This window comes from Streptomyces platensis (assembly GCF_008704855.1).
GTDB classification, from domain to species: domain Bacteria; phylum Actinomycetota; class Actinomycetes; order Streptomycetales; family Streptomycetaceae; genus Streptomyces; species Streptomyces platensis.
The window spans coordinates 7,706,411-7,733,070 of record NZ_CP023691.1; the positions used below are offsets into that span (position 1 = coordinate 7,706,411).

Sequence of the window (26,660 nt, forward strand, 5' to 3'; positions counted from 1 at the left end):
GTGGCGTGGGCCTCAGGGCGTCAACTCGGCCTGGATCCGCCGCATCCGCCCGATCTCGGCGCCCTGCTGTGCGATGACCTCGCTCGCCATCTCCTCCACCAGCGCGTTGTTGCCCTCCGAGAGCACTTCCGTCGCCATGAAGACCGCCCCCTGGTGGTGGGCGGTCATCAACTTCAGAAAGAGCGCGTCGAACCGCGCGCCGCGTGCCGCCCGCAGCCGGTCGAGCTCGTCGGCGGTCGCCATCCCCGGCATCTCCCCGTCGTGGTGCGGGTGCCCGCCCGCCTCGTGATCCCCGCCATGGCTGCTCAACCAGCCCTTCATGGCGCCGATTTCCAGCCCTTGGGCAGCGGCGATCCGCCCCGCCAGCCGTCCCACCTGCCCGCTGTCGGCATACCGCTTCGCCAGGTCCGTCATCACCAGCGCCTGCTGGTGGTGCGGGATCATCATCTGGACGTAGGCGAGGTCCGCAGGGTTGGGGGAGTCGTCGCGGCGCGCCTTCTTGGCCTCGTCGGAGGTGAGGATCCGGGCCGATTCCCCCGGCCTGCCCGGCGCCAGCACCTTCGGTCCGTCCGCTGCGCTCGCCTTGGCGTCGTCATCGGCCGAACAGCCGCTCAGAGCAAGGGCGAGGGCCAGCACCGGCCCACAGCCGGCCGCGACGAGGACGCTCGCTCTCCTGGGACGCTTCACCGCACACCTTCCTGTCCGCCGGACCATCCATGGGGGCCGCCCGGCCGTCGTCCGCCCGCTTCCGCGGGTGCCGGGGTGTGACATCTTCATCCTCTCCTCTTGATATGTACATGAGTAGCGCGATACTCGGGCCGAGAACCGTTCACCTCGGAACGGACTTCAGGGAGGTCCTCGTGACGTCGTTGCACAGACCCCGCGTGCGGCGCAGATCCCTCGGAGCGGTGACCGCGGCCCTCGGGCTCGCGGCCGCTCTCCTCGTGGCCGGACCGGCGGCCGCGACCCCCGACCCCGGCGATCACCCCTCCGCCGCCCAGAAGGTGAGCCGCGGTCAGGAGGCGGACACCCGGGCCGCGATCAGGAACGGCGAGATACCCGGCGTGGACGAGGTCGTGCACAGCGACAACGTCCGCCCGCTGGCACACCTCCCCAAGCAGGCGCTCCAGGGCACCAACTCGGACCTCGCCTTCCAGGGGAAGTACGCGTTCGCCGGCAACTACGACGGCTTCGTGATCTACGACATCTCCCGGCCCGCGGCCCCCAGGACCGTGAGCCAGGTGCTCTGTCCCGGGTCGCAGAACGACATCTCGGTCTCCGGCAACCTGCTCTTCCTGTCCACGGACTCCTCGCGCAGCGACAACTCCTGCGCCAGCACCACCCAGCCGGCGACGGAGAAGTCCTCCTGGGAGGGCATCAAGGTCTTCGACATCAGCGACAAGAAGCACCCCCGCTACGTCGCCGCCGTCGAGACCGCCTGCGGCTCGCACACCCACACGCTGCTCCCCGAGGGCCGCAACGTCTACGTCTATGTCTCGTCGTACGCACCCAGCGAGGCATTCCCCGACTGCCGGCCGCCGCACGACGGCATCTCCGTCGTCAAGGTCCCGCGTGCCGCACCCGAGAAGGCCGCCGTCATCGGCTTCCCCGTGCTCTTCCCGGACGGCGGCAACCCCGGCGGCCCCGCCAACCCGGGGGTTTCGCAGACCACCGGCTGTCATGACATCACCACCTTCCCGAAGCTGAAGCTGGCCGCCGGCGCCTGCATGGGCGACGGCATCCTCATGGATCTGTTGAACCCGGCAGCGCCCAAGGTCATCGACCGGGTCCAGGACAACGTCAACTTCGCGTTCTGGCACTCGGCCACCTTCAACGAACGAGGAAACAAGGTGGTGTTCACCGATGAGCTGGGCGGTGGCGCGGCGGCCACCTGCAACGAGCAGACCGGGCCGAACCGCGGTGCCGACGGCATCTACGACATCACCGGCAAGGGCAGCCATCGCAAGCTCGTCTTCAAGAGCTACTACAAGATCCCGCGCCACCAGGCCGACACCGAGAACTGCGTAGCCCACAACGGTTCGCTGATCCCGGCCAGGAACCGCGATCTCATGGTCCAGGCGTGGTACCAGGGCGGCGTCTCCGTCTGGGACTTCACCGACTCCGCGCACCCGAAGGAGATCGGCTACTTCGAACGTGGTCCGCTCTCCACGGACTCACTGGTCACCGGCGGTGCCTGGTCCGCGTACTACTACAACGGCCACGTCTACTCCAACGACATCGCCAAGGGCTTCGACATCCTCGCCCTCGACGACCGGCGGACGGACAGCGCCAAGTCGGTACGGCTCCGGGAACTCAACGCCCAGACCCAGCCCGACTACCGCTGACCGTCCCGCACCGGTCCCGGTATCCGCGTCCCGCCGGGCGGTCCCTCGTCCGGCGGGACTCCCCACTCCCATACCAGCCCGTACCGCTGGAACAGCTCGGTACGCAGCCGCGCCCGCGGCATGGCCGCTCCCGGCAGCAGCATCGCCACCACCGACCCCATCAACAGGGCCCGCAGCAACGGATAGTCGGCATCGGGATCGGACGAGCCGTACGCCACGACCGTCTCCCGCAGCAACTGCGCCAGCCGCTGCTGCTCGGGGCACTGGATGAACCCCTCGGCCGTCAGGATCCCCGCCATATGCGTCCGCATCAGCAGCGGATGCTCATGCGCCAGCCCCAGGATCGCGTCGATGGCCCGCGCCATCAGCTCCTGCCCCGCCTCCGGTCCGCTCGGCCGCGGGGCCCGCTCCAGCGCGGCCTGGAGCGTGCGATGCATCAGCCGGTGCACGGCGGACTGGAGCAACTGCCGCTTGCCGGGGAAGTAGTAGGAGACCAGCCCCCGCGCGACCCCCGCCTCCCGGGCGATGTCCGCGAGCCGCGTCGCCTCGTAGCCGTGCTCGCCCACCAGCTCGACCGTCGCCTGGAGCAGCCGCTCACGGGAGCGCCGCCGCAATTCTTCATTGACCGATGCGCTGCGGGGGGACATCCTGTAACTCCTGCGTTGACTGGCTAGGGGCCAACGCAGTCAGTATGACTCCGGATCCCCGTCCTTGGAACGGATCCGGTCAAGCTGCCCGATTCGGGCGACGCGGGGGATCGCCCGAATCGGGTGAACGTGAGGCCGGGGACGGCCTCTTGACCTGCGACTATCCAGGCCGAGGGGCCGTCCCCGACTCATGCGGGGAGGGAACGGGTCTCCCGTCGCTCCCGGTGCCTCTGAACGCACTTTGGCCGGTCTTCGGTCGGTCCCTCTCCGTCAGTTCTTGAACGTTGCCGGCGGTGCATCGGGCATACGCCGTAAATGCCATCACGCATGGAATTCCTGTCGCCTGTTCCGGTCGGCGCGCTTTATGCCGTGTGCCTGGGGCTGCTTCGCGAGCCGCACCGCAGAACACGTGCCGTCGGGTCGGCTTGCGTGGGCCGAGGGGACTCATGCCATTGAATGGGCGGTGGTCTCCTGTTCTCCTGGGCAGTAACTGCCCCGCCATAGCAACTAGTTGAGGGGAAAACATATGAGCGCGCAGAGCTTCGCCGGCAAGGTCGTTCTCATCACCGGCGCCGGGTCCGGCATCGGGGCAGCTACGGCGGACCGTTTCGCACGCGACGGCGCCACCGTGATCGCGGTCGGGCGTACCGAGGAGAAGTTGCGCAAGACGGTCGCTGCGGCGCCCGCCGGTTCGACGATCGTCGCGCGCGTGGCGGATGTCTCCGACGAAGCGGCGGTCACGGCTCTCGTCGAGGGAGTGGTCAGTGACCACGGCCGGCTGGATGTGCTGGTCAACAACGCCGCCGCAGCCACGGCCGGAACCGTCGAGCAGACCGACACCGCCAGCTGGCGGCAGGTCATGAACGTAGTGGCCGACGGTGTCTTCTACATGTCGAGAGCCGCACTGCCGCATCTGCGCGCCGTCGGCGGCAACATCGTGAACGTCGGCTCGGCCTCCGGTCTCGGCGGTGACTGGGGGCTGGCCGCCTATAACGCGGCGAAGGGCGCGGTGGTCAACCTCACCAATGCCATGGCGCTCGACCATGCCGCCGAAGGCGTACGGGTCAATGCGGTCCACCCGAGCCTCACCGCCACGGAGGTGGCCGCGCCCATCCTCGAAAACGAGTCGACTCTCGCCGCATTCCGGCAGCGCATTCCCATGCAGCGCCCGGCCGAGCCCCAGGAAGTCGCCGACGTCATCGCATTCCTGGCCGGCCACGACGCCCGATTCGTCAATGGCGTCCATCTCCCGGTCGACGGCGGACTCCGCGCCTCCTCCGGACAGCCCCGTATGTTCTGAGCAGCGGCGTCACGCGAACAGCACCGCCGCGCCGTGCTGATGCGCGTACTTCGTGGCCTTCAGGATGGCCTGGACCGGCTTGCCCTTGTCGTAATGGGTGGCCAGCGACGAGTTGTCGATGTCCAGAACCACGGCGGACTTCTCCCCCTGACTGACGTCGGCCAGGCGCTCCTCCAGATGGCTGCGTACGTGGGGGCGTCGTTCTCCGCACCGCGCGTGAGGCGGTACCAAAGGAAGGGACCGACCGCGATCGCCGTCGCGGTCGGTCCCTTCCTTGCGCTGTTTCTCGCAGCCGGGTCGGGCAGTGGGCCCTACGCGAGGGTGTCGAGCAGGGCCTGCGCCTCGGTGCGGCGGCGCTTTGTGGTGTCGTCGGTGTCGGGGCTGTCCTCGTCGCCGTAGTCGGCAAGGACGGTGCGGGCGCGGGTGATGGCGGCGGAGGTGTGGCCGAGGTCGGACTCCAGCCAGGCGGCCATGAGCTGGGCGGCGGTGCGGTCGTGGCGGGCGGGCTCGCCGAGTGAGGCGAAGGCGGCGATGGCCTGCTCCGCGTAGCCGAGGGCGTCCTCGTAGGTGCGTTGCGCGGTGCCGTCGTCGTCCTCGTCGCCGGGCTCGGAGTCGCAGCCGCGGACCAGGAGTTCGGCGGTCTGGCGGTAGGTGCCGGCGAGTTCGGCCCGCAGTGTGGTGCGGCTGCCGTCGTCCGCCGTCTCGGCGATGGCCTCGGTGAGCAGGCGCTCGGCGGTGGCCATCACGTCGAGGGCGACCGGCAGGCCGCTCCCCGTGGTGCGCAAGGTGATCCAGGCGCGGGCGCGTACGGCGCGGGCCGCGCTCTGCGGTCGGCCGAGAGTGCGCCAGAGTTCCTCGGCGCGGGCGTACGCCGCGGCGGCCTCCTCGTTCAGCCCGGCACCGTTGAGGGCGTCGCCGGCGAGGTGGGCGAGGACGGCGTGGTCGCGCTGGCCGTCCCAGCCCTTGGCGATGTCGGCGGCGAGCAGGAAGTGCTCACCGGCCTGCCGGTGGTCGTCGAGCTCCGCCAGGCATTCGCCGAGCCACCAGCGGGCTTGCACGACGTGGCCTTCGTGGTGGTGCTCCTCAAGGGCCGGCAGCGCGCTCTCCAGGACGGATGCGGACTCGTCGTAGCGGCGGAGGCGCAGCAGCGCGCCGCCGAGCACGAGCTGGGCCCAGGCGCCGAGCCCTTCGCCGCCGTCCGCCTGGTCGGCCCAGTGTGTGGCTTCGAGTGCCTGGTCGGCCACCTCGTTGTCGTCCTGACCGGTGGCGGCCAGGGACTCGGCGAGGATGAGGTGGAGATGGGCGCAGCCGAGCGGTTCGAACAGTCCGGCGCCGTGGTCGAGGGCGGCGCGGGCGGCCTGCTCGGCCTGTTGCGGGCGGCCCAGCGAGAGGGCGGCCTCGGCGAGCCGGGCCTCGGCCTCCGCGGCGTACCAGGGGACGGCGGCCTCGTGGTACCGCTCCACCGCGCGGGCGAACAGCTCCGCTGCCTGCGGGGCGTCGCCGCGCCCGGCGAGCAGGCCGCCCAGCAGGCAGGAGATGTCGGCGATGCGGGAGCACATCCGCGGGTCCTCGGCGCGGTGTTCCTCGGCGAGGGCGAGCAGCGCACGGAGTTCGTCCGTGAGGGCGTCCGCGGCAGCTGCGGGGTCCGGTGCCGCCTGGAGGGTGCCCATGCGTACGCGGGCGGACGCCAGCAGCGCCCCGGTCAGCTGCCGGGCGGTGGCCCGGCCGTCGGCGTGCAGGGTGCGCAACTCCGCGCAGAGCGCGTCGAGTTCGGCGAGACCCTGCTCCGCGCGGCCGGAGACCGCCATGGTGTAGGCGGCACGGGCCCGGCCGGCGGCGGCCTCACCGGGGTCACCGGCGGCCTCGAACTGCTCGGCGGCCCGGCGGAACAGCGTGCCGGCCGCCTCCGGGTCGTCGAGCGCGTCGACGGCGGCGTGGTAGGTCACCTCGGCGCGGTCGGACAGGTCCAGTGCGGTGCCGGTCCGGTCGGCGGCCCCGGCGACCGCCCGCCATGCGGCGCGGGCGTCCGGGTGCTGGGCGAGGGTGCGGCGCCGGGCCTCGGCCAGCAGCGCGGCGAGGTCCGTGGACCCGCCGTCCGCTGCCGCAGCCCCCGCTTCTGCCGCTTCCTGAGCGGGCTCCGGCGCGGACTGCGTACGGGCGGGGGAGCCGGCGGTGAGCCGGGCGCCGCGGACACCGAGGGGCAGCCGGTCGGTGAACGGCGTGCCGGCCATCCGCGCGGCCACCCAGGTGCTGACCTGGTCGGTGCCGTTGCGCTCGTCGAAGCGGCGGGCCAGGTCACGGGCCGCGTCCCGGGTACGGGCCAGCAGCTGCTCCGTGGTGACGGGGGCGTCGCCGGGCAGCGGCACGGGCCGGTCGGCGTGGCCGAGTTCCGTCAGACGGCGCAGCAGCAGGGCCGCCGCGCTCAGCAGCTGCAAACGGGAGAGCGGTTCCTCGCCGTTGTCCAGATACGCCGCGTGCTCGGCGAGGATCTCCAGGCCACGGGCCTCGTTGCCGGTCAGTGCGCAGAATTCGATGTGCCGGGCGAGGGCCGGTACGAGACTGCCGTTGCCCCGGGCCAGGCGATAGCCCCGCAGATGGTTGCGGCGGGCCTCGTCGAACCGCCCGAGGCGCAGCAGCGGCACCAGGGACAGCGCGAGGATGAGATGCGGCTGCTCCGCGCAGGACTGCTCACCGTTCAGTACGGGCGCCCAGGTGGCGAGGGCGCGCTCGTCGTCTCCGCAATCCGCCTGCCATTCGCCCTGCTCGTTGAGTTCGCAGGCCAGGCAGTCGCTCATCCTGTCGCGGTCGGCGGCGGTCCACTCCGTCAGCAGCCGGGCGGCCAGGCCGTCGTCCCCGAGGTGCTGGGCGAGGTGGAACTCCGCCGCGCGGACCGGACGCACCGAGTGCCCGGCGACGCGGTAGTGGCGCTCCATGTCCGGAAGCCAGCGGCGGACGGCGTCCAGCGGGATGTCGGGGTTACCGATGAGGCTGTAGACGATCCACTTGAACTGCCAGTGCAGCCGGTGCAGGGCCCGGCTGTGGAAGTCCGCGGGACGCTCGTCCCACATGCGCAGCAGCCGGGCGAACGGCACCAGCGTTTTGCCGCTCTCCGAAGTGAACTGGTACGAGTCGATCAGACCCAGGAGCGCGTCGAGCAGCAGCACCCGGTCGCCGGTCGTCTCGGCGAGGCCGACGAGTTCCTCGGCGCGGGCGTTGCGGGCCGGCCCGTAGGTCTCGGAGTCGTTCTCCCAGAGCGCGTGGCGGATCGACTCGGCGGTGTACGGCGTGTTCTCGTGCGTCATCGGCTTTCCTCCTGGCCGTCCGAGTGCGTGGCCCAGCGCAGCAGGTCCAGGAACGCACGGTTGAGCAGTGCTGAGTCGGCCGGCCGCAGCGGGCGCGGGGCCATCAGCAGGGCCTGGCCGTACAGCGCCTCGGCGGCGGTCCCGGCGAGTTCCGGGTCGTCGATCCGGGCGATCCTGCGGACCAGCGGGTTGTGGTGGTTGAGGACGAGCCGGGCGCGCGGTGCGCTGCCGCGCAGGCTGCCGAGGATGCCGGCCCACAAGTTGTCCGCCTGTGCCTCTTCCTCGGCGCGGGCCCGTTCCTGGCGGGCCGAGCGGTCGTCCAGGTGGAGGGCGGGGACGGACACCGGGTGGAAGGTGCGCAGCACCACGTCGCAGCCGAGCGGGTCGAGCTTGCTCCGGGCGGCGGCGAGGAAACCCGACAGGGCCAGTTCCTCGGCGGGGTCGACCGGGTCGAGGTGGGCGGCGACGGTGTCGGCGTCGAGTTCGGTGACGTCGGTGCCGGGCCGGACCGACGGCAGCAGCTCGACGAGCTCGGCGTCATAGGTGTAGCCGCCGTTGACGACACCGATGCCCTGGGCGGCGGCGATCGCGGCGACCTGCCGGTACTCGTCGACGGTCCGGGTGAAGTGCACGACGGGGTGCCGGCGGGCGAACTCCTCCAAGGACAGCTGCCCGTCCGTGGTCTCGAAGGGCAGCCACGGCAGCATGGTGGTCAGCACGTCCCGGTCGTGCCGGGCCAGCGACTTCACGCCCAGGTGGTGCACCGCCAGGAACTGCGCGAGCCGCTCGGGCTCGCCGGCGGCGAGCCCGGTGAACCAGTCCTTGATGCGCGCGCCGAGAGCGTCCCGGACCGCGGCGAGGGTCTCGTCGGCGTACAGGCTCTCGCGGGAGGCGGTGGGCCGCAGGCTGTCGGTGTCGATGACACAGCGGACGAAGAACGCCCAGTCCGGCAGCAGCTCTTCGGCGCGTTCGGTCAGCAGCATGCCCTTGAGGTGGACCCGGTGCCCGGCGCGCTGGGCGGGGCTGACCGCGGCGGGCAGGACGTAGGCGACACCGCGTACACCCGCGACCGGCACCTCGAGGTCGATGGAGTCGAGCGGGGTGAAGCCGAACTGCTGGTGACAGTGGCGGGCGAGGGCGACCCGTCGTGCGGCGGGGTTCGGGTAGCGGCGTTCCCAGACCGCCGGACGATCGGTGACCGGCTCCTCCCCGACCCGTACGTCGTAGGGCAGCAGCGCGCCGAACTCCCTTGCCAGGGTGCACACTTGCTCCTCGGCGAACCATTCGGCGGCGCCGGGACGGGCCGTGAGATGCACGGTGGTGCCGGGCTCGGGGTGGGCGTCCCCGGGCAGCGTCCGGACGGTGTACGAGCCGTCGTCACGGGCGGTCCACTCGACGGGCGGGGCAGCCGTGTCGCGGGCGGAGCGGCTGACGACGCGGATCTCCTCCGCGACGACGAAACACGCCAGCAGACCGATGCCGAACTGACCTAGGAAGCCGGCGCGGGCCGACTCCAGGCCGTCGCGCTTGGAGCTGCGGCCGATGGTGGCCAGCAGGTTGTGCACATCGGCCTCGGTCAGGCCGATCCCGGTGTCCGTGACGCGCAGTCCGCCGGCCTCCGTGTGCAAACGCACCCGAGTGGGGCTGTCGGGTTCCTCGGCGCGGCGTGCGGTGATGGCGTCCACGGCGTTCTGGAGCAGTTCGCGCAGATAGACCCGGGGGCTGGAGTAGAGGTGGTGGGAGAGCAGATCCACCAGGCCCCGGAGATCGACCTGGAAGGTGTGCGGTATGTGATCAGCAGTCATGTAGGGGTGCGCCGAAGGACATTCGCTGCCCGACGGCGCGGGTAGTGCGGCCGTGGCCACCGGTGGTCAGGGCTGGCCATCATAGGAGCCCCGGCAACGAGCTGACCATGGAATTCCGTGCCGTCAAGGGCGCGGTGCGGGAGGGCGAGGCGCCGTCCCCGTGGAGGTGCGGGAGAGCCGGCCTCGGTGTGGGGGAGCCTGCCTGGCGCCGACTTCGAACCGCCCCCTCAGCCAGTAGTAGGCCCGCTCCAGTAAGCGTCCTGCCACTCCATGGCGTCGGGGCTGAATTCGACCTCGATTTTGTCGGCGGCGTCGGGCGGCAGGGAGAAGGCGTACTTGCCGATGGCCTCCTTGCCGGGGAGGACATAGCCGGTGATGACCTTCTGGCGGCCGCTGCCGTCGATCAACAGCTCCGCCGACGCTCCGTCGGCGTCGCTGACTTCGGGGAGGCCGGTGTCCACCTTGACCCGCTCGGTGCCGGTGTTGAGCACCTTCACGATGACCTGGACGGCCTTGTTGCCCTTGGCGTGGCCGAGGACGTAGTCGTCCGGGGTGTACGGCTTCGGCTCGGCGACCGTGACCTTGAGCCCGTTCTCGAAGGTGTAGGGCTCGCCGAAGGAGAGGTGGCGGGCTTTCTCGGACGCCGAGGCGGAGGCCTTCACCTCCTTGACCTTGGCGCGCGCGTCGTCGGTGACCTTCTTCACCGCGGTGACGGTGAGCACGGCACCGCCGGCCGCGGCCAGCAGGCCGACCACACCCAGGATCACACCGGCCAGTGCCATGCCCTTGTTCGTCGCCCGGCCGCGTCGCGCCTGGCTCATCCCGACGGAGCCGAAGATCACGGCCAGCAGGGCCGGCAGCCAGGACATCCAGAACAGGATGATGAGCAGGCCGAGGACGAGGCCGACGATGCCGAGCACCAGGGCCGTGATGCCCATGCCGTTGCGGGCCTGCGGCGCCGGCAGGGGCGCCATCGGATACGACTCCCAGCGGGGCGGGGGCGTCGTGCCGGGCGGCGGCGGTCTCCACGGGTCGTGGTCGTCCGGTATCCGGTCACCGGGCTGCCGGCCGTCGGACGGAGTGGGCACGGTCATGCACAGTCCTCGAAGTAGATGAACTGACGACATTAGCAGTCGCTTTGGTCATTCTTCACTGGATTTCGGGCAGGTCCGGACAAGCCGTCGTGGGTGTGATCCGGCGGTCGGCCGGGGCGGTCGGCGGGCGCGCAGCCGTCCGACGCGCGACCATGGGACCGGAGACCGATACCCGGCCGCCGGAGCTTGGGCGGCTTGCGCTGTTCGCCGTCGCCAAGACGGGGCTGCGGCATGTGGGGCGCCGGCGCTCGGCGTCACACAAGGGGGCCGGGTCGGCCGCTCATGGACTCACCATTGCTGATGCCCGGACAGGGAGCTCTCCATGACCACACCGCGGGACCTGCTGATCGTTGCCATGGACGCGGAGTCCGGTCGCGCTCTGGAGCGGGGTGACCTGTCACTCGCGCTCGCGGGAGCCGAACTGATCGATCTGCTGAGTGCTGAGGCCGTCCGACTGGACGGTGAGCGGATCGTGCCGGGTTACCGGCCGACGCTCCCGGACCGCCTGCTGGACCAGGCCGCGTCCTCGCTCGTCCAGCAGTCGCCGTACGAGTCGGTCGACGACTGGCTGTGGCGCCGGGGACACGGTCTGGCGGCGGCCTATCTGAGCGCCCTGGAGGACGACGGGGAGATCACCCGGGAACACCGCCGCTGGCGGCCCTTCGGGGCCGGGCAGACGGCGCTGGCCGATTCGCCCGCTCGTCGCCGGGCGGTGGACCGCTGGACCTCACGGGAGGCCGTCCTCACCACCCTCGCGACGGCCGCCGGGATCGACGCCGCAGGCACCGGAGACGAGCCGGTCGACGTCGACGACGCGGTGTCCACCGTGCTCGCCGCCGTCCATGACGCGGTCACGGAGCTGGAGGCGGAACGGCAGCGCCGCGCCATCGAGAAGGCCGCCTTCGACAACATCTGGCGGGGCGACGGCAACTGATCGCCCCCCGTGTCGATGTGCCGCGGACAGCGCTCAGGGCCTGACTGCGCACGCCGCCACCGCGCCCGGTCGTTCAAGCTGCTCACCAGGAACGACCCGCCAGACCGGGCGCAACACCCGCCAGCGGCCCGGACGTTAGTGGGGCGTTAGTAAGACAGCGGTAGATCATCAGCAGCGACCGGCAGTCTTGTTCTCCCGAGCCCGAATCACTGGACAGACTGGGAAGAACATGTCGCACACCGCCCTCCTTCACGCCCGCAAGGCCGCAGCCGCCATGGTGATCACCGTCGCCGCGTTCGGGCTCACCGCCTGCCAGGGCAGCGGCACCGATGCCTCGGCACCCTCCTCGTCCGCCCAGCCCACTTCCGCGCGCAAGATCGCCCGGGACTCCGCCAAGGACGCGCCGACGGGCACTGCCGAGAAGTCCGGGACGCGCTGCACCGACCAGATCAACTACGCGGGCGACCCGAGGTCCAACGCCGAGATCAACACCATCGGCGAGAAGACCGGCCACTGCCCGGTGCCGGAAAAGGGCGACAAGCCCTCGGGCACCCCCAAGAAGCCCGGGACGAGCTGCACCGACCAGATCAACTACGCGGGCGACTCACGGTCCAACGCCGAGATCAACTCCATCGGCGAGAAGACCGGCTACTGCCCGCCGGTCCGGAAGTAAGTGAGGGGGCCCGGGGCCGGTCCGGCAGATCAGCCTGTCCGGCAGATCAGGTCGCATCAGGGCGGCCCGCGCCTTTGGGCGGGCCGGGCCCCCGACCGCGGCGAGATCCGCCGGACAGGCCGTAGCGAGGTGCGGGCTCAGCTGGTGGCGGCCGCCCGTTGGTCGCGGCGCTGCTTGAGGTGTCCGGCGCCGGCCAGCGCCGCCACCACTGCGGCCGTGCCGATGAGCTGCTGACGGCCGTCCGGGCTGGCGGCCATGACGGCGAAGACACCGAGGATGGCGGCGAAGGTGAGCCAGGTCAGATAGGGGAAGGCCCACATCCGCACCGAGAGCTGCTCGGGGGCCTCGCGCTCCAGACGGCGGCGCATCTTCAGCTGGGTGAGGCAGACGATGGACCAGACGACCAGCACCGAGCAGCCGGCGATGTTCAGCAGCCAGGCGAACACGGTGGTCGGCCAGACGATCCCGGCGATCACGGCCGCGAAGCCGAACACACAGGACGCCAGGACCGCCGCCGCCGGCACGCCCCTGGTGACCTTGCTCAGGAATCGCGGGCCCTGACCGCGGCTGACGAGCGAGAACGCCATGCGCGACGAGCCGTAGATGTTGGCGTTCATCGCGGAGAGCAGCGCCACCAGCACCACGATCTGCATGATCGTGCCGGCCGCCGGGATGCCGAGCGTGTCGAGCACGGTGACGTACGGGCCGTTCTTGGCGACCTTCGGGTCGTTCCACGGCACCAGGGTGACGACCACGGCCATGGAGCCGATGTAGAAGACGGCGATGCGCCAGACGGCGGTGCGGACGGCGCGGGCGACGTTCCGGCTCGGGTTGTCGGACTCGGCGGCCGCGATGGTGACGGTCTCCAGACCGGCGAACCCGGAAATGGTGGTCAGCAGCCCGGCGGCGAGCCCGGCGACACCGGTCGGGAAGAAGCCGCCGTGGCCGGTGAGATGGCTGGTGCCGGGGGCGTCGCCGAACACCCCGAGAATGCCGAGCAGGCCCAGCACCAGAAACGCGACGATCGTGGTGACCTTGATCGCGGAGAACCAGAACTCGAACTCGCCGAAGTTCTTGACCGCGGTCAGATTGCTGGCGCAGAAGAACACCATGAAGATCGCCACCCAGCCGTAGGCGGGGATGAACGACACCCACTGGTGCATGATCGTGCCCGCCGCGGTGGCCTCGGCGGCCACACCGGCGCAGAGCATCAGCCAGTACATCCAGCCCGAGGTGGTCCCCGCCCAGGAGCCGACCTCCTCCTCGGCATGCACCGAGAACGAGCCGGTGGAGGGCCGGGCCGCGGACATCTCGCCGAGCATCCGCATGATCAGCATGACCAGCGCGCCGGTACCCATGAAGAGGAGGACGATGGCCGGTCCGGCCGCGGCGATGCCGACTCCGGAGCCTACGAAGAGCCCCGCGCCGATGACCCCGCCGAGGGCGATCATCGACAGATGGCGCTGCTTGAGGCCGTGCGACAACACGGACTCGGAGTTCTGCCCGGCCTCCGGGGAGTACTGGGGTGACCGGGTGTTTGTCCGACTCATGGTCGTGCCTGTTCATTGGTGGTGACGTTCGGTGAGCCTGACGAGTGTGGGGGGACGTGTTGCGCGTACGGCGTGAACGCCCGCTATGCGGACAGTTCACTTACCTGTGGTGAAGCTGTCGACACGCATTGAAGTGGGTCTGCTTCGGGGTGGGTCCTGGTGGCGTCGCACCGTGTCGCACCCTGCCACCCCGCTCTGCCCGTGGGCAGTGGATCTTTCCCTCGCGGCATATCGGCACCCGAGGCAGTGGGTGAATTCCGCGAGGGGCTCATGTGATCGAATTCTTCGCGTGCGGAGATGACGCGTTCCCGGGTTTGCCGCAGGGGCATTCGGATATGGTGGAAATCACTTGCGGGTGGGGTGACTTGAATTCGGGGGAATCATGACCGTGCCTTTTGGTGTGCCTGCGCATTTTCCTGACGACACCGGTGCCGACACGTTCGTCGCGCAGCTTCCCACGGCGGTGGCTCCCGCCGACCGCGCGTATCTGTCGACCAAGCCGCCGCTGTTCCTGCTGCGGGTGCCGGGACACGGCGAGGAGTACGACAGAAGGGTCCGCCGGGTCGTCGAGGCGTTACGCCAGCCGCTCGACGACATGGGGAAACTCGTACCGCACGCCGTACTGGAAGCCGGGGCCGCGGGCAGCGGTCCGCTGGCCGCGGTGGCGGGGGAGCGGCTCGGATACGGGATTCCCCGGCACCTGACCCCGGACCGCTTTCCGCAATTCTCGCTGCTGCGCGATGTGATCGCGGACGTCATGGAACACGGCGCCGGTGCCGGGGCGGCCGCCGGTGCCAAGGCGCTGCGTGACCGGGCCTATGAGCAGCGGGTGCGGCGGGGCGGGCTGCCGGCCGTTCTCTGGAAGCTCGGCGGCGGTGAGAACCCTCCGGCCGCGAGTTTCTACGGCTGGCTGCTCGGCGTCCTCTGGCTGCCGCTCACCCAGACCTTTCCGCGCTGGTGGTGGGCGCTTCGCAAGACCCGGGAGCTCGTCCGGCCGATGCGTCTTTCACCGTTCCGCCGCACGCGGTGGCTGGGTGCCGAACTCCACGCCGAGCGCGGCAAGGAGAACCTCTTCCGGGTGCTGGACGACATGGCCCAGCGGCAGGTGCTGAGACTGGCGCTCGACGAGGCGCACCCCCAGCGCGAGGAGTCGCTCCAGCGGCTGGAGGATCTGCTGGTGCGGGCGCTGCTGGAGGATCTGCGGGTGCCGCAGCCCGGCCGGCTGCTGCCCAGGCGGCGGCGCCGGACCGCCCGGCCCGTGCTGCTGGTGGAGGTGCCCCCGGAGGGAACGGCGGGGGCGGAGCAGGCCGAGCGGTTCCTGCGCGCGTTCCACCGGGCGCGTGCCGCGGCGCAGCCGCCGGGGCCGCTGGTCATCGCGGTGGGCCGGCCCTCGGACGCGCTGCTGGCGGAGCTGGGCGGCCCGGCGGAGAGCAACCTCACGCAGGCGGGACTCCAGCTGACCCAGAAGGACGGCCACCCGGTCCTGGTGACCTTCCGCGACGAGCCCCTGACCCGGCACGGCCTGCCCATTCCGCAGGTGAACCCGAAGACTTTCAATACCAGTTGGCAGACCGCGACCTCGCTGGTGACGGCCGGCGCGGTGGTATCCGCAGCCGTGCTCGGCGTATGGGTCTTCGGGGTGGTCCAGGGGCCGCCGACCCATCCCTGCGTCGGCGGGGACGACTCCGTCGCCGCTTCCACGCAGGCGGAGCCGGTCGGCGTCCGGCCCAAGGAGTGGTACGACGCCGCCACCGGTGCGATCCGTAAGGAGAACAAGCGGGCCGAGGCCCTCGCCGCGGCCGGCAGCACGGTCCGCACCGTGGTGGCCTTCGAGTCGAACCGCCCGACCACCGAGATCAACACCCGGTTCGACGGCAGCATCCCGGAATTGCGCGGTATCGCCCTGTGGCAGCGGAGGCTGAATGACGAAGCCATTTCCGATGACACCCGGGTGCCGCTGCGGGTGGAGGTGCGCAGCGCCGGAGCGGAATTCCGGGACGCCGAGCAGGAAGCGCGCAAGCTCGTCGCGGAGCAGAACGACGGCAGCCGTCGCAAGCCTTACGAGCAGGTCATCGGCGTCCTCGGGTACTCCCAGAGCAGGGACGAGACCCGGGCCGCCCTGAAGGTGCTCAGCGCGGCGGGCATCCCCACCGTCGGGACCACGGCCACCGCCGACGAGATGCTGGACGGGGACAACCAGAGCTACTGGCCCTTCGCGCCGGCCAACAGCACGGAGTCCCGGATCGGGGCGGACTTCGCGGGCAAGTTCGACATCGTGGAACGGCGGAACGGGGAGGGCGGCTGCGCCCCGGCCGAACACGCCGTCATCGTGCAGAGTCCGGCGGATCTGTACAGCAGAAGCCTGACCGGGAAGTTCAGCCACGACTTCCCGGGAAGTTCGCAGGTGATCAATTTCGCGCAGGACGGCGACTTCCGGCGGGCGCCCGCCGGCACCCCCCGGGTTTCCAGCGCCCACGACCTGGCGGAAACGGTGTGCCGGGCGCTGAAGACGCAGCCGAATTCCGTGGTGGTCTGGTCCGCGCGGGCCCGTGACTTCATCGCCTTCATCAACGCGCTGAACGCCCAGGGGACCTGCATCGAGGACGACATCACGGTGTTGGGCGGCAATGAGCTGACGATGGTGGCGCAGACCGGCTCCTTCAGCGACAAACACTGGCTGCGGCTCTACTACTCGTCACATCGCATGCCGGTCACGGACAAGCGGGCCAGCGAGAAGACCCGGGAGTTCGTCGAGGTCTATGACCGCTTCGTGCGCGACACGACGGACGGCGCCGACCCCTGGCGCGAGGACGGCCATGCGGCGGTGGCGTACGACGCCTTCCATGTCCTCTCCCGGGCGGCCGATGTGACGTATCGCGACAAGCACGCCGACCGCCGGTCCATGCTGACCGCGCTCACCAGCGGGATGAGCTTCGACGGAGCGACCGGCTATGTCTCCTACCTGGCGGGCGCCAACGCGGCCCCGGTCGACAAGACCCTTGTACTCCTGCGGCAGGGCGCCAAGGGGGCGGTCTCCGTGGTCGCCTGCGGTGCCTACCGGCAGGGTCTGACGACCCAGGAGCAACCCCCGCCGTGCGCCGCCGAGGCGCAACACTGACCTCAGCCGACCGGAACCGTCGTGGCGTGCTTCCGCTCCATGGAGCCCGACCAGGTGCGTCGCGGCGGGCGGCCGACGAACTTGCCGAAGAGCAGCGCCGCCGCGGTGGCGGCGAGGACCCCCGGCACCATCTCGTAGATGCCGGACTGGAGCGGCCCGAGGAGCGGGTCGATGTGCTTCCACAGCACGACCGTGGCCGCCCCCGTCAGGATCCCGGCCATCGCCCCGGCTCGGGTCATCCGCGGCCAGTAGAGCGACAGCAGGATCACCGGGCCGAAGGCCGAACCGAAGCCCGCCCAGGCGTACGCGACGATGTCCAGCACGGCGCCGCCGCTGAGTGCGATGACGTAGGCCACCAGCGCGACCACGACCACTGTCGCGCGGGCCGCCAGCACCATGGACGCGTCCGAGGCCTGCCGCTTGACGAACGCCCGGTAGAAGTCCTCGGTGAGGGCCATCGCCGAGACCAGCAGCTGGCTGTCCGCGGTGGACTTGATCGCGGCCAGCACCCCGACCAGCAGGATGCCGGCGACCCAGGGATTCACCAACTGGGCGCACAGCGCGATGAAGACGGTCTCCGGGTTGTCCGGCGCCTGGTCGAGCGCGGCGATTCCCACCAGTCCCACGAGCGAGGCGCCCGCCAGACAGACGACCACCCAGCCCACGCCGATCCGGCGGGCCCGGGGTATGTCGCTGGTGCTGCGGATGCTCATGAAGCGGGCCAGGATGTGCGGCTGGCCGAAGTAGCCCAGCCCCCAGGCGAGCAGGGAGATGACCGCCACCGCACCGAGCGGCCCACCGGACGTCCACCGGCTGCCGTCGAAGCCGGCCTTCGCCCCCATGTCCAGCAGGGCGGGGCTCTCGCGGGTGAGCGCTCCGCGCAGCGCGCCGAAGCCGCCCAGCGCCGCGATGCCGATCGCGGGGAGTGCCACCGCCGCGCAGAACATCACCGTGGCCTGGATCGAGTGCGTCACACTCACCGCACGGAAGCCGCCGAGGACGGTGTAGACGACGATCACCACGGCGAAGACGGTGAGTGCGAATTCGAAGCCGCCACCGAAGATGCCCTCGAACAGCACGCCGCCGGCCAGGAGTCCGCTCGCCACGTAGACGGTGAAGAAGACCACGGTGACGGTCGCCGAGACCAGGCGCAGCATTCTGCTGCCGTCCTCGAACCGTTCCTCCAGATATGCCGAGAGCGTCTTGGCGTCGCCCGCCAGCTCGGTGTACGTACGCAGCCGCGGCGCGACCAGCAGCCAATTGAGATAGGTGCCGATGGCCAGGCCGACGGCGATCCATGAAGCGCCGATCCCCGCCGCGTACACCGCGCCGGGCAGTCCCAGGAACAGCCAGCCGGACATATCACTGGCACCCGCGGACAGCGCCGCCAGCGGTGCACTCAGCCGGCGCCCGCCCAGTGCGAAGTCGGAGAACGTCACGGTGTCCTGATACGTCCAGATGCCCACGGTCACCATGGCGAGCAGGAATATCCCGAATGTGATCATGACGGGTACGATCAGGGGTGTCACCATTGCTCCCTAGCTGCTGGCACTGCCATCGAAGGCACGGGCGCCCGGGGGGAGATCTCGCGGGGAGATCCCGGGGCGAGAAGGCTCCGGCGCGAGCAGACGATACGGATCTGCCACCGGGAGCGGCACCCTTTTGGCAGATGTCCTTGGCGACCGCAAGCCCCCGCCGCCCCGGTCCCGGCAGGCCCGGGGCGGGACCGGCGCCAGGACCTTATCGCGGGGCCCGGACCCGGGCGGCGGCCAACACCCCTACGGCGCACGGGACTTGGCGCATTCCGATGGGGTGGGGGCCGTTCGCCGGGGTCGGTGCGGCAGCTGTCAGGCGGTCCGGCGGCGGAGCTTCACGGTGTTGTCGGTGCGGGGGTCCGGCTTTCCGTCGTGGCCGGTCCGGAAGCTCGGGTGCTCCTCGCAGCGCAGCAGCTCCCACTGGTCGTCGGGGAGTCCGAGGCCCGCGACGACTTCGTCCGGAGTGGGCAGGTGCACCTCGGAGTCGGGCTCCCAGGCGGGCAGTCCCGCATGGCCCACGACGAGCAGCACACCACCGGGTGCGACGGCAGCGGCGGCCTTCCGCAGGATGTCCTCGCGCGGCATGGCGTCGCTGGGGGAGTGCAGGAACTGGGCCGTGACGAGATCGAAGGTGCCGGCGGGGAACGTCGCACCGAGGTCGTGCTGCTGCCAGGTGATGCGGTCGGCGACCGCGGCCGCCGTCGCGTGCCCCGCCGCCCGGCCGAGGGCGACACCGGAGATGTCGACGGCGGTGACCTGCCATCCCTGCTCGGCGAGCCAGATCGCGTCCGCCCCTTCCCCGCATCCCAGGTCCAGTGCGCTGCCCGGGGTGAGGTCGCCGGCCTCCCGGACAAGGGCGGAGTTGGGGCGGCCGCTCCACATCCGGTCGCTCTGCGCGTAGCGGGCGTCCCAGTACTGCTCGTCCGGGACGGTGACGTCATGGGCCATGAGAGTCCTCCTCGGTCGTGCTCCTCGGTGAGGTGCGGCAGCGCCGTTTCCGTGACCTGCCGCCCTTGCCGGGATGTTCCGCCCGAGTCAGCGAAAATGACAAGCTTCGTTGCCGTATCGGCAAACGAGGGGGCGGGCCGAGGGGCTATCGCCGACGCGGCCGTTTCGGGAGGCAGCGTCACCCGTACGGCCATAGCGTGAAGAGAGGGCCGAAGACTTCCCCTCAATGGAGCACTGGGGTGATGAGCAATGACCGAGTCCGGAGAGCGCGGGTCGCGGAACACCGGGAGCCTGGGGCGGACGACCATCGCCGATGGTGTGGTCGCGAAGATCGCCTTCCTGGCGGCCGGTGATGTGGAAGGAGTCCATGCCCTGGGCAGCGGGCTCTCAAGGTCGGTGGGAGCCCTGCGCAAACGCGTACCCGGGGGCGGCACGACCACCACGCACGGTGTCAAGGTCGAAGTCGGCGAGAAACAGGCGGCGGTGGACCTGGACATCGTCGTCGAGTACGGCGAGGTCATTCCCGAGGTGGGGCAGGCGGTGCGGGAGAACGTGATTTCCGCGGTGGAGCGGATGACCGGCCTCGAAGTCGTGGAGGTCAATATCGCGGTCAGCGATGTGCGGCTCCCAGGGGAGGACGAAGCCGAAGCGGAACGGGTGGTGTAGCGACTCGGCACGGCACGGCACGGTCCGCGGGCGGGCACCGTTCGTCCGGCGGGTCAGCGCGCGCGGGACGAGCCGTCCGCGCCGGGCAACGCGCAGACGGCGATACCGCGTTCCGCGACGCTGCCCAGCGCCAGCAGATGTTCCGTCCGGCAGACACTGGTGACCATCCGGTACGGAGACCGCACGGCAGAAAGATCCCAGGCCGGGCCGCCGTCGGGGCGGACCGCCAGGACCCGCGCCGTCGGGTGCGGAGGCAGCGAGAGCCGCAGCCGCTTCGCCACCTCCCAGGCCGTCCGCCGGACCCTGCGCGGCATGCCATGCAGCAACTCCACACCGGCTGACCGGGGTCGGGCCAGGGCCACCCAGAACGCGCCGTCGGGACCGAGGGAGAGGTTGTCGGGGTAGCCGGGCAGCTCGCCGGCCAGGGTGCCGGTGGTGCCTGCCCGGGGGCCGGCGAGCTGGTAGCGGCTGAGGCGGCGGGCTCCGCTCTCGGCCACGACCAGGAAGGACTCGTCCGGGGCGAGGGCCACGCCATTGGCGAACTGAAGCCCGTCCAGCAGGACTTCGGGGGAGCCGCCGGGCCGCAGGCGCAGCAGCTGTCCGGTTCCGGTGTGCTCCAGGAAGTCGCCCAGCCACTCGTCGAGACCGTAGCGGCGGCTGGAGACGGTGAAGTAGACCGTGCCGTCCGCCGCGGCGGTGACATTGCTGGCGAACCGCAGGGGCGCGCCGGCCACCTCGTCGGCGAGCACCCGGACGCTCCCGTGCCGCGGGTCGACGCACAGCAGACCGCGCCGGGCGTCACAGACCAGCAGCTCACCGCCGGGGAGCGGCTGAAGGCCGAGCGGTCTGCCACCGGTGTGGGCCACGGCCGTTGCCTCGTCCACCGCGCCCGGCGCCGCGAGGCGCAGCCGCCAGATCGCACCGTCCGCGGCACCCGTGAAGAGGGTGCCGTCGGCATCGGCCACCACGTCCTCGGGGCCCTCGATCTCGGGCGCGACGATACGGAGCGCCGGCAAAGTCTGCGGGCCGCCCTGCGCCGCGCGGTCCGTGAGCTGCCCGCTCACCGTGTCCCACCACGCCGGGCGGCCGGGCTGCGGTGCAGGTCCATCTTTCGCCTCCGGAATCCTGTGCCCGACGGCTTGCGGACGCCGCCCGTACACACCGCCCGTGCACGCCGCACGGATCATTCACCGGCCAGCCAAGCAGAACCCTCCGCAGCCGGCATCCGGGGAATCCCGGGTCGGCCCGGCTGTTACGAACTGCCACCCACCCGGGCCACTTCGGGGGTTTCGGTGTCCAGCGGCACCGACCAGGAGCGGACCAGACCCAGCTGGACGGCCTGCCGCGGCAGCACCGCGTCCAGGAGCCAGTCGGTGGCCACTCGGACGCGGTTGCCCGGCATCGCCAGGAGGTGGTAGCCGCGGGTGACCACCCCGGCGAGCGGGCCGGACAGCGGGATGTGCAGCGGGTTCGCGGCGGCCTGGATGCCGCCCAGGTCCACCATGAAGCCCAGGTCATGGTGCTCGTAGGCGCGCGGGGTGCCCTGTCCGCAGGACGCCGCCACATTCTGCGCCGCGACCTTGCCCTGCCGCTGGGCGTGCTGGGCGGTCATCGGCGTCATCTCGCCGGGGCGGGTCAGGTCGGGCACGGCCGCGGCGTCACCGCAGGCGAACACCTCCGGCCGGCCGGGCAGGCCCAGGAACTTGTCGACGCACAGCCGTCCCTTGTCGGTGGGCAGCCCGAACGACTCGACCAGCGGGTCCGGCCGTACACCCACACACCAGATCAGGGAGTGGCTGCTGACGAACTCGCCGTCGTCGAGCAGGACCCCGTCCGGGGTCGCCTCCTTGACGGAGGTGCGGGTGCGGATATCGACGCCGCGGGCGCGCAGGACCCGGTCGGCGGTGCGCGACAGCCGCTCGTCGAGCTCGGGCAGCACCCGGTCGGCGATGTCCAGCAGCAGCCAGCGGGGGCGTGGGCCGTCCCGCAGGCCGGAGTTCTGCCGGGCCAGGGAGTCGGTGAACCGCACACCGTGGGCGGTGACTTCGGTCCCGGTGTAGCCGGCGCCCACGACGACGAAGGTGGTCCTGGCAGCCCGCTCGGCCGGGTCCTCGGCCTCGGCGGCCAGCTCGATCTGCCGGGTGATGTGGTCGCGGAGGTACAGCGCCTCGGGCATCCCGCGGAAGCCGTGGGCATGCTCGGCGACGCCCGGGACGGGCAACAGTTTGTTGACGCTGCCGACGGTCAGCACCAGCCGGTCGTAGGACAGCGAGCCGTCCCGGTCCTCGGGGTCGGTGTAGGCCACCCGGCGGGCATCGAAGTCCACCTCATGGACCTCGCCGAGGACGAGCCGGACGCCCGGCAGGGTCGCGGTGAGTGAGACCGAGATCCGGCGGGGCTCCAGGATTCCGGCCGCCACCTCCGGCAGCAGCGGCACATACAGAAAGTAGTCATGGGGATTGATGAGCACGATCTCGGCGGCCCCCTTGGCCTGCCGGGAGAGCGTGCGGGCACATTCGTAACCGGCGAAGCCGGCTCCGACGATCACGATCCGAGGACGACGTCGCTTCACGTGGACTCCTGCGGTCGAGGATGGTGCTCGGAGCGCCGGCCGAACAGGTCACCGTCCGGTGCGGGCCGACGGCCGGCGCGGGCACACCGTGGTGCCTTGTCGGCTAACCGGTGTGCGGCCGGGTACACATGGCTCCCCTGTCATTCTGCGGGCGGCGGCCCCATGGCGGCACGCTGGGGGGGACCGTGCAGGCCGGTCCCGCGCGGCGGCGAGGCGGCCGCACATGCGTCGCCGGGCGCCCCGCGCGACAGTGAGAGATGCGGCCACCGGAACGAAGGGCAGGCGGGGCACATGGGCGCCAAGGACGGACTGACGGCATACCGCGGCAAACGGCACTTCGACCGGACGCGCGAGCCGCCGGGCGCCCCGGCGGCGGCCGAGGACACCTCGTCCTTCGTCGTCCAGATCCACGACGCCAGTACCCTGCACTTCGACTTCCGGCTGGAGGTCGACGGAGTGCTGAAGTCCTGGTCCGTCCCCAAGGGGCCGTCCGCCGACCCGCACGACAAGCGGCTGGCGATGCCCACCGAGGACCATCCGCTGGAGTACCGGGAATTCGAGGGTGTGATCCCGGCGGGGGAGTACGGCGCGGGCACCGTGATCGTCTGGGACCAGGGCAGCTACCGCCCGCTGCCCCGGAAGAAGAAGGGCCGCAGCCTGTCGTTCGGCCAGGCCCTGGAGGACGGCCATGTCTCCTTCTGGCTCGACGGCAGCAAGCTCCACGGCGGCTATGCGCTGACCCGGTTCCGTACCGGCGAGGGCCCCGGGAAGCGGGAGTCCTGGCTGCTGGTCAAGGAGAACGACGACCGGGCCGGGCGGGGCGGTACGCCGGACGCCCGGCGGGCCCGCTCCGTGCGCAGCGGCCGCACCCTGAAGCGGGTGGCCGCCGACGAGGGCCCGGGACAGCCCGGCTGACCGGGGACGCCATGTCCGGCAAGGCGCTCATCGTGATCGACATGCTCAATTCCTATGAGCATGCGGACGCGGAACGGCTCCTGCCCTCGGTGCGACGGGCCCTGCCGCATATCACCGCGCTGATCGAAAGGGCCCGAAAGAACGACGTCGAGATCATCTACGTCAATGACAATTTCGGCCTGTGGCGCTCACACCACGACGAACTTCTGGACACCGTACTGAGCGGCCCGCACGCCGATCTGGTGGAGCCGGTCAGGCCGGACGAAAAATCGCTGTTCGTGGTGAAAGCACGGCACTCGGTCTTCTTTGAAACGCCGCTGGAATATCTGCTGCGGCAGCACGGCATCGACACGATCGTGCTCTGCGGCCAGGTCACCGAACAATGCGTGCTCTATTCAGCACTCGACGCTCATATCCGGCATATTCCGGTCATCGTCGCCGAGGATGCCTGTGCGCATATCCATGAGGACCTCGCCGCCGCGGCGCTGCGCTTGATGGAGCGCAATATGCAGGTCCGGATCGCGCGCTCGGCGGACACCGACGTCCTGTGAGCTCGGCGAACACCGACGTCCTGTGAGGGCGCCCGGACAGGTCCTAGAGCTCCCGGTCCCCGTCCCCCGCGTCGTCCCGGGCGATATGCACCGCCGCCTCCTCCGCCGACGCGGCGCCGCCGTCGATCCCGACGTCCCGGGCGGCGATGTCGTTGCTGCCGCCGCGCCAGAACCCCTCGTCGGAGCCCACGAGCCGGCCGGCCCGTTCTTCGCCGCATTCGGGGTCGGTCGGTTCCCCCACCCCGCCCGGGAGATCGCCGATCCCGTCGCCGTCGGGGGCGCAGACCTCCGGTACCTCCACCGACAGCCGGTGTTCCAGCGATTCACGGTCGTGCAGCTCGCGCGCGGTGGTTCCCTCGTGGTTCACCACGAAGGGCCGCTCGGGCGGCGAATAGCCGGAGTCCAGCGTCTGGTCGAGGTCCGGCTCGTCCAGGGCGTCCTCCATGTCGAGCGCGTTGGGGTTGTCCCGGGGGTCGGATCTGGGCGGCTGGTAGACCTCGTCGCCCATCGCGTCGTCGGACATGACCGCCCTCCCTCTTCCCGTCCCTTCGCCCGGCCGCGGGGTGCGGCAGGTGCTCTACGACCAATTGTCCGCCTCCCGGTGGCTCCCGGCAGCGCCAGGATGAGCGGACCGGGCCCGGCCTCAGGCGTGCCGGTGCTCCGTCGCGATCCCGACGGCCTCGGCGATGCTCTGCACATTGCCGAACCGCTCGTGTGCGGGCAGCCGCTCGGCCAGGGCGACCAGCCGGTCCGGTGCGTTGTTGCGCCGCAGGGTCTCGATGACCGCGTACTTGTCGGCCGGGTACAGGCTGCGCCCGAGGTGCTGGGCGAGTTCGGAGCGCAGTCCCACGTCCTCCTCGGTCATGCCGCTCGGTGTGCCGCCCCGGAACTCGCTCTCGGGGGACCACGCCGCCACCGGCTGGTCCTCGCCCGCCGGCTGGAGTTCATGCTCCTCATCCGTCCGCAGGGAGCGCTCCGCCGTCAATTGCCCCCGTAGTTGCTTCTTCATCATCTCGTCCCGGGCGGGGCCGGTCTTGTCCGTTCCGTGTTCCATGACCATGGGTGCCTCCGGCTCCACGAGTCATACAGACCCGTCGCGTTACTCCCAGTTTCCCTGCTCCCCCAGCCCTAACAACCCGACGGCGCCGTTTCAACCACGCCTACGCAAATCACGCAGCCAGGCACGGAACGTAACGGCAGATGCATATGCCCTTGATGCATACGCCTTTCGGGAACGGGAATTCGTAAGGCAGCCCACCGATGACGGCCCGTGCACCACAGGAGAATCCACGGAATCCGAGGAAGCCAAGGAGGCAGCGCCATGCGAATCTCGCTCCTGCAACCGGTCATCGACCGGCCAGGCCCCTGGGCATCCGTCTATGCCGATATCTCGCACAGCACCGAGGACGCCGAGAAACAGCAAGAGTTGACGGCGAGCGCCACCACGGCGCAGTTGTTCGCGCTCGGCGCGGACGAGGCCACCTGCGGCGCCGTGCACGAAGCACTGCTCACACGGCACGCAGGCGAGTCCGGGGAGCACTCCGGGCGGGTGCTGTTCGCCGCCCACGGTGAGATCGTGCTCGACACCCCGCTTCCCGGGCCTCCGGCCACCCCGTTCGCGGCCTGGGGGCCGGTGCCCAGAGTCACTCCCTTCCTGGCGGCGGTCGGCGACGACCCGGTCTGCCTGGTGGTCCGCCTGGACCGGGCGGGAGCGGACTTCGCCGTCCTCGGGGAACGGGGCACCGAGGACGCCGGCCAGGTCAGCGGCGCCGACTGGCCCCTGCACCGCACCGCCTCGGGCGACTGGTCGGAAGGCCACTTCCGCGCCAAGGTGGAGAACACCTGGGAACACAACGCGGGAGAGATTGCCGATGCGGTGCGCAAGGCGTTCGAGGAGTGCGGCGCCGAGGCCATCGTCCTGATCGGCGACGCCCGCGAACGGCACCTGGTGCACGACAGGCTGCCCGAACCGCTGCGCGCCCTCACCTACGAGAGCGAGCACGGCGGGCGGGCGCCCGGCGCCGAGAGTACGCTGGTGGACCGGGACATCGCCCAGGTCAGGGCAGTGCAGGAACGTGAGCACATCGCGCAGGTGGCGGACCGCTTCCGCACCGGTGCGGGGCCGGGAGGCAAGAGCGCCCCGCACGCCGCGGCCGGCATCCCCGCCCTGATCGAGGCGGCACGGGAACACCGGATCGACACCTTGCTCGTCAGCCCGCACGGCTCGGACACTGCCCGGCAGGTCTGGGTGGGCTCCGAAGCCGATCAACTCGGCGTACGGGGCACGGAGTTGCCGTACCTCGGCGAGACGCGACCGGCTGCCGCACGGGCGGATGACGCGCTGGTGCGGTCGGCGGTGGCGAGCGGCGCCGACATCGTGGTGGTCCGTGACCCCGAGCGGGCACCGTCCGGCGGGCTCGGCGCCATCCTGCGCTGGACGGACGACACGACACCCGGGTGACCTGCCGCCCCGGCAGGCGCTCCCGGACCGACGACCCGGCCGAAGGCGGCACTTCAGGTGTGTGCCGGACGGCCATGACGGAGGTTCACTCATGTTGCGCGCGATCGCAGACGTTCTCAGGTCGATCGGCGGCGCCGTCGCCACCGTCGTCACCCTGCCCTTCCGCGCCGTGGCACGGCTCTTCGGCGGGGCCGCGGACACCGCACGCGGACATCACTGACGGCGGACACCGCAACGGGCCGCC

At 70.9% G+C, this 26,660-nt stretch carries 23 protein-coding genes; 10 read left to right on the forward strand and 13 right to left on the reverse strand.

Going from position 1 to position 26,660, the window contains the following annotated elements; all coding sequences use genetic code 11:
- Positions 1 to 12: 12 nt before the first annotated feature.
- Positions 13 to 714 (reverse strand): DUF305 domain-containing protein, encoded by a 702-nt coding sequence (locus CP981_RS34035; protein ID WP_085922339.1) that lies wholly within the window; start codon positions 712 to 714, stop codon positions 13 to 15.
- Between the two features lie 146 nt (positions 715 to 860).
- On the opposite strand from CP981_RS34035, the gene CP981_RS34040 reads away from it, so the two are divergent.
- The gene (locus tag CP981_RS34040; RefSeq protein ID WP_085922338.1) at positions 861 to 2,345 is read left to right on the forward strand and encodes an LVIVD repeat-containing protein; all 1,485 of its coding nucleotides are present in this window, start codon (positions 861 to 863) and stop codon (positions 2,343 to 2,345) included.
- Here the strand turns inward: CP981_RS34040 and CP981_RS34045 are convergent.
- The gene (locus CP981_RS34045; RefSeq protein WP_085922337.1) at positions 2,336 to 2,992 is read right to left on the reverse strand and encodes a TetR/AcrR family transcriptional regulator; all 657 of its coding nucleotides are present in this window, start codon (positions 2,990 to 2,992) and stop codon (positions 2,336 to 2,338) included. The genes CP981_RS34040 and CP981_RS34045 overlap by 10 nt on opposite strands.
- Positions 2,993 to 3,518: 526 nt before the next feature.
- On the opposite strand from CP981_RS34045, the gene budC reads away from it, so the two are divergent.
- A complete protein-coding gene (gene budC / locus CP981_RS34050; RefSeq protein WP_085922336.1) occupies positions 3,519 to 4,292 on the forward strand; it encodes a meso-2,3-butanediol dehydrogenase in 774 nt (257 codons plus the stop codon).
- A gap of 9 nt (positions 4,293 to 4,301) precedes the next feature.
- Here the strand turns inward: budC and CP981_RS39310 are convergent, their stop codons facing one another.
- From CP981_RS39310 to CP981_RS34070, 4 genes are all read right to left on the reverse strand, one after another.
- On the reverse strand, positions 4,302 to 4,424 hold the full coding sequence (locus CP981_RS39310; RefSeq protein ID WP_280117056.1) for a hypothetical protein: 123 nt from the start codon (positions 4,422 to 4,424) through the stop codon (positions 4,302 to 4,304).
- Positions 4,425 to 4,603: 179 nt separating this feature from the next.
- Positions 4,604 to 7,594 carry a hypothetical protein gene (locus tag CP981_RS34060; RefSeq protein ID WP_085922335.1) on the reverse strand — a complete coding sequence of 997 codons (2,991 nt, stop codon included), beginning with the start codon at positions 7,592 to 7,594 and terminating at the stop codon, positions 4,604 to 4,606.
- The gene (locus tag CP981_RS34065; protein WP_085922334.1) at positions 7,591 to 9,399 is read right to left on the reverse strand and encodes an HSP90 family protein; all 1,809 of its coding nucleotides are present in this window, start codon (positions 9,397 to 9,399) and stop codon (positions 7,591 to 7,593) included. Before CP981_RS34065 ends, CP981_RS34060 begins: the two co-directional genes overlap by 4 nt.
- A gap of 227 nt (positions 9,400 to 9,626) precedes the next feature.
- Positions 9,627 to 10,493: a DUF4190 domain-containing protein gene (locus tag CP981_RS34070; protein WP_085922333.1), complete on the reverse strand. Its 867-nt coding sequence runs from the start codon at positions 10,491 to 10,493 to the stop codon at positions 9,627 to 9,629.
- 322 nt (positions 10,494 to 10,815) lie between these two features.
- Between CP981_RS34070 and CP981_RS34075 the strand changes: the two genes are divergently transcribed.
- Together CP981_RS34075 and CP981_RS34080 are read left to right on the forward strand one after the other, a co-directional pair.
- A complete protein-coding gene (locus CP981_RS34075; protein WP_085922332.1) occupies positions 10,816 to 11,427 on the forward strand; it encodes a GOLPH3/VPS74 family protein in 612 nt (203 codons plus the stop codon).
- Between the two features lie 229 nt (positions 11,428 to 11,656).
- The gene (locus CP981_RS34080) at positions 11,657 to 12,100 is read left to right on the forward strand and encodes a hypothetical protein (protein WP_085922331.1); all 444 of its coding nucleotides are present in this window, start codon (positions 11,657 to 11,659) and stop codon (positions 12,098 to 12,100) included.
- Positions 12,101 to 12,237: 137 nt separating this feature from the next.
- On the opposite strand, the gene CP981_RS34085 is transcribed toward CP981_RS34080, so the two are convergent.
- Positions 12,238 to 13,650, reverse strand: coding sequence for an amino acid permease (locus CP981_RS34085; protein WP_085922330.1), 1,413 nt, complete (start codon positions 13,648 to 13,650; stop codon positions 12,238 to 12,240).
- A gap of 382 nt (positions 13,651 to 14,032) precedes the next feature.
- Here CP981_RS34085 and CP981_RS34090 point away from each other — a divergent pair, with 382 nt between their 5' ends.
- Positions 14,033 to 16,768 carry a type 1 periplasmic-binding domain-containing protein gene (locus tag CP981_RS34090; protein ID WP_085922329.1) on the forward strand — a complete coding sequence of 912 codons (2,736 nt, stop codon included), beginning with the start codon at positions 14,033 to 14,035 and terminating at the stop codon, positions 16,766 to 16,768.
- A 2-nt stretch (positions 16,769 to 16,770) separates the two neighbouring features.
- On the opposite strand, the gene putP is transcribed toward CP981_RS34090, so the two are convergent.
- A complete protein-coding gene (gene putP / locus CP981_RS34095; protein WP_244329921.1) occupies positions 16,771 to 18,273 on the reverse strand; it encodes a sodium/proline symporter PutP in 1,503 nt (500 codons plus the stop codon).
- Between the two features lie 342 nt (positions 18,274 to 18,615).
- Complete coding sequence (locus CP981_RS34100; protein ID WP_085922327.1) at positions 18,616 to 19,251, reverse strand: class I SAM-dependent methyltransferase; 636 nt, start codon at positions 19,249 to 19,251, stop codon at positions 18,616 to 18,618.
- Positions 19,252 to 19,500: 249 nt separating this feature from the next.
- Between CP981_RS34100 and CP981_RS34105 the strand changes: the two genes are divergently transcribed.
- On the forward strand, positions 19,501 to 19,917 hold the full coding sequence (locus tag CP981_RS34105; RefSeq protein WP_085922326.1) for an Asp23/Gls24 family envelope stress response protein: 417 nt from the start codon (positions 19,501 to 19,503) through the stop codon (positions 19,915 to 19,917).
- A gap of 53 nt (positions 19,918 to 19,970) precedes the next feature.
- On the opposite strand, the gene CP981_RS34110 is transcribed toward CP981_RS34105, so the two are convergent.
- Both CP981_RS34110 and CP981_RS34115 read right to left on the reverse strand, forming a co-directional pair.
- A complete protein-coding gene (locus CP981_RS34110) occupies positions 19,971 to 20,981 on the reverse strand; it encodes an SMP-30/gluconolactonase/LRE family protein (RefSeq protein WP_244329922.1) in 1,011 nt (336 codons plus the stop codon).
- Between the two features lie 188 nt (positions 20,982 to 21,169).
- The gene (locus CP981_RS34115; protein ID WP_085922325.1) at positions 21,170 to 22,465 is read right to left on the reverse strand and encodes an NAD(P)/FAD-dependent oxidoreductase; all 1,296 of its coding nucleotides are present in this window, start codon (positions 22,463 to 22,465) and stop codon (positions 21,170 to 21,172) included.
- 315 nt (positions 22,466 to 22,780) lie between these two features.
- On the opposite strand from CP981_RS34115, the gene CP981_RS34120 reads away from it, so the two are divergent.
- A complete protein-coding gene (locus CP981_RS34120; RefSeq protein WP_085922324.1) occupies positions 22,781 to 23,404 on the forward strand; it encodes a DNA polymerase ligase N-terminal domain-containing protein in 624 nt (207 codons plus the stop codon).
- 11 nt (positions 23,405 to 23,415) lie between these two features.
- Positions 23,416 to 23,955: a cysteine hydrolase family protein gene (locus CP981_RS34125; RefSeq protein WP_085922323.1), complete on the forward strand. Its 540-nt coding sequence runs from the start codon at positions 23,416 to 23,418 to the stop codon at positions 23,953 to 23,955.
- A 43-nt stretch (positions 23,956 to 23,998) separates the two neighbouring features.
- On the opposite strand, the gene CP981_RS34130 is transcribed toward CP981_RS34125, so the two are convergent.
- Both CP981_RS34130 and CP981_RS34135 read right to left on the reverse strand, forming a co-directional pair.
- A complete protein-coding gene (locus tag CP981_RS34130; protein WP_085922322.1) occupies positions 23,999 to 24,478 on the reverse strand; it encodes a DUF5709 domain-containing protein in 480 nt (159 codons plus the stop codon).
- A gap of 120 nt (positions 24,479 to 24,598) precedes the next feature.
- Entirely contained in the window at positions 24,599 to 25,009 is a 411-nt protein-coding gene (locus CP981_RS34135; protein WP_425282189.1) for a DUF2795 domain-containing protein, read from the reverse strand.
- A 267-nt stretch (positions 25,010 to 25,276) separates the two neighbouring features.
- On the opposite strand from CP981_RS34135, the gene CP981_RS34140 reads away from it, so the two are divergent.
- Both CP981_RS34140 and CP981_RS39315 read left to right on the forward strand, forming a co-directional pair.
- Positions 25,277 to 26,416, forward strand: a complete 1,140-nt coding sequence (locus CP981_RS34140) for a baeRF2 domain-containing protein (RefSeq protein ID WP_085922320.1) — start codon at positions 25,277 to 25,279, stop codon at positions 26,414 to 26,416.
- 91 nt (positions 26,417 to 26,507) lie between these two features.
- Positions 26,508 to 26,636, forward strand: coding sequence for an LPFR motif small protein (locus tag CP981_RS39315; RefSeq protein ID WP_280117057.1), 129 nt, complete (start codon positions 26,508 to 26,510; stop codon positions 26,634 to 26,636).
- Positions 26,637 to 26,660 lie beyond the last annotated feature (24 nt).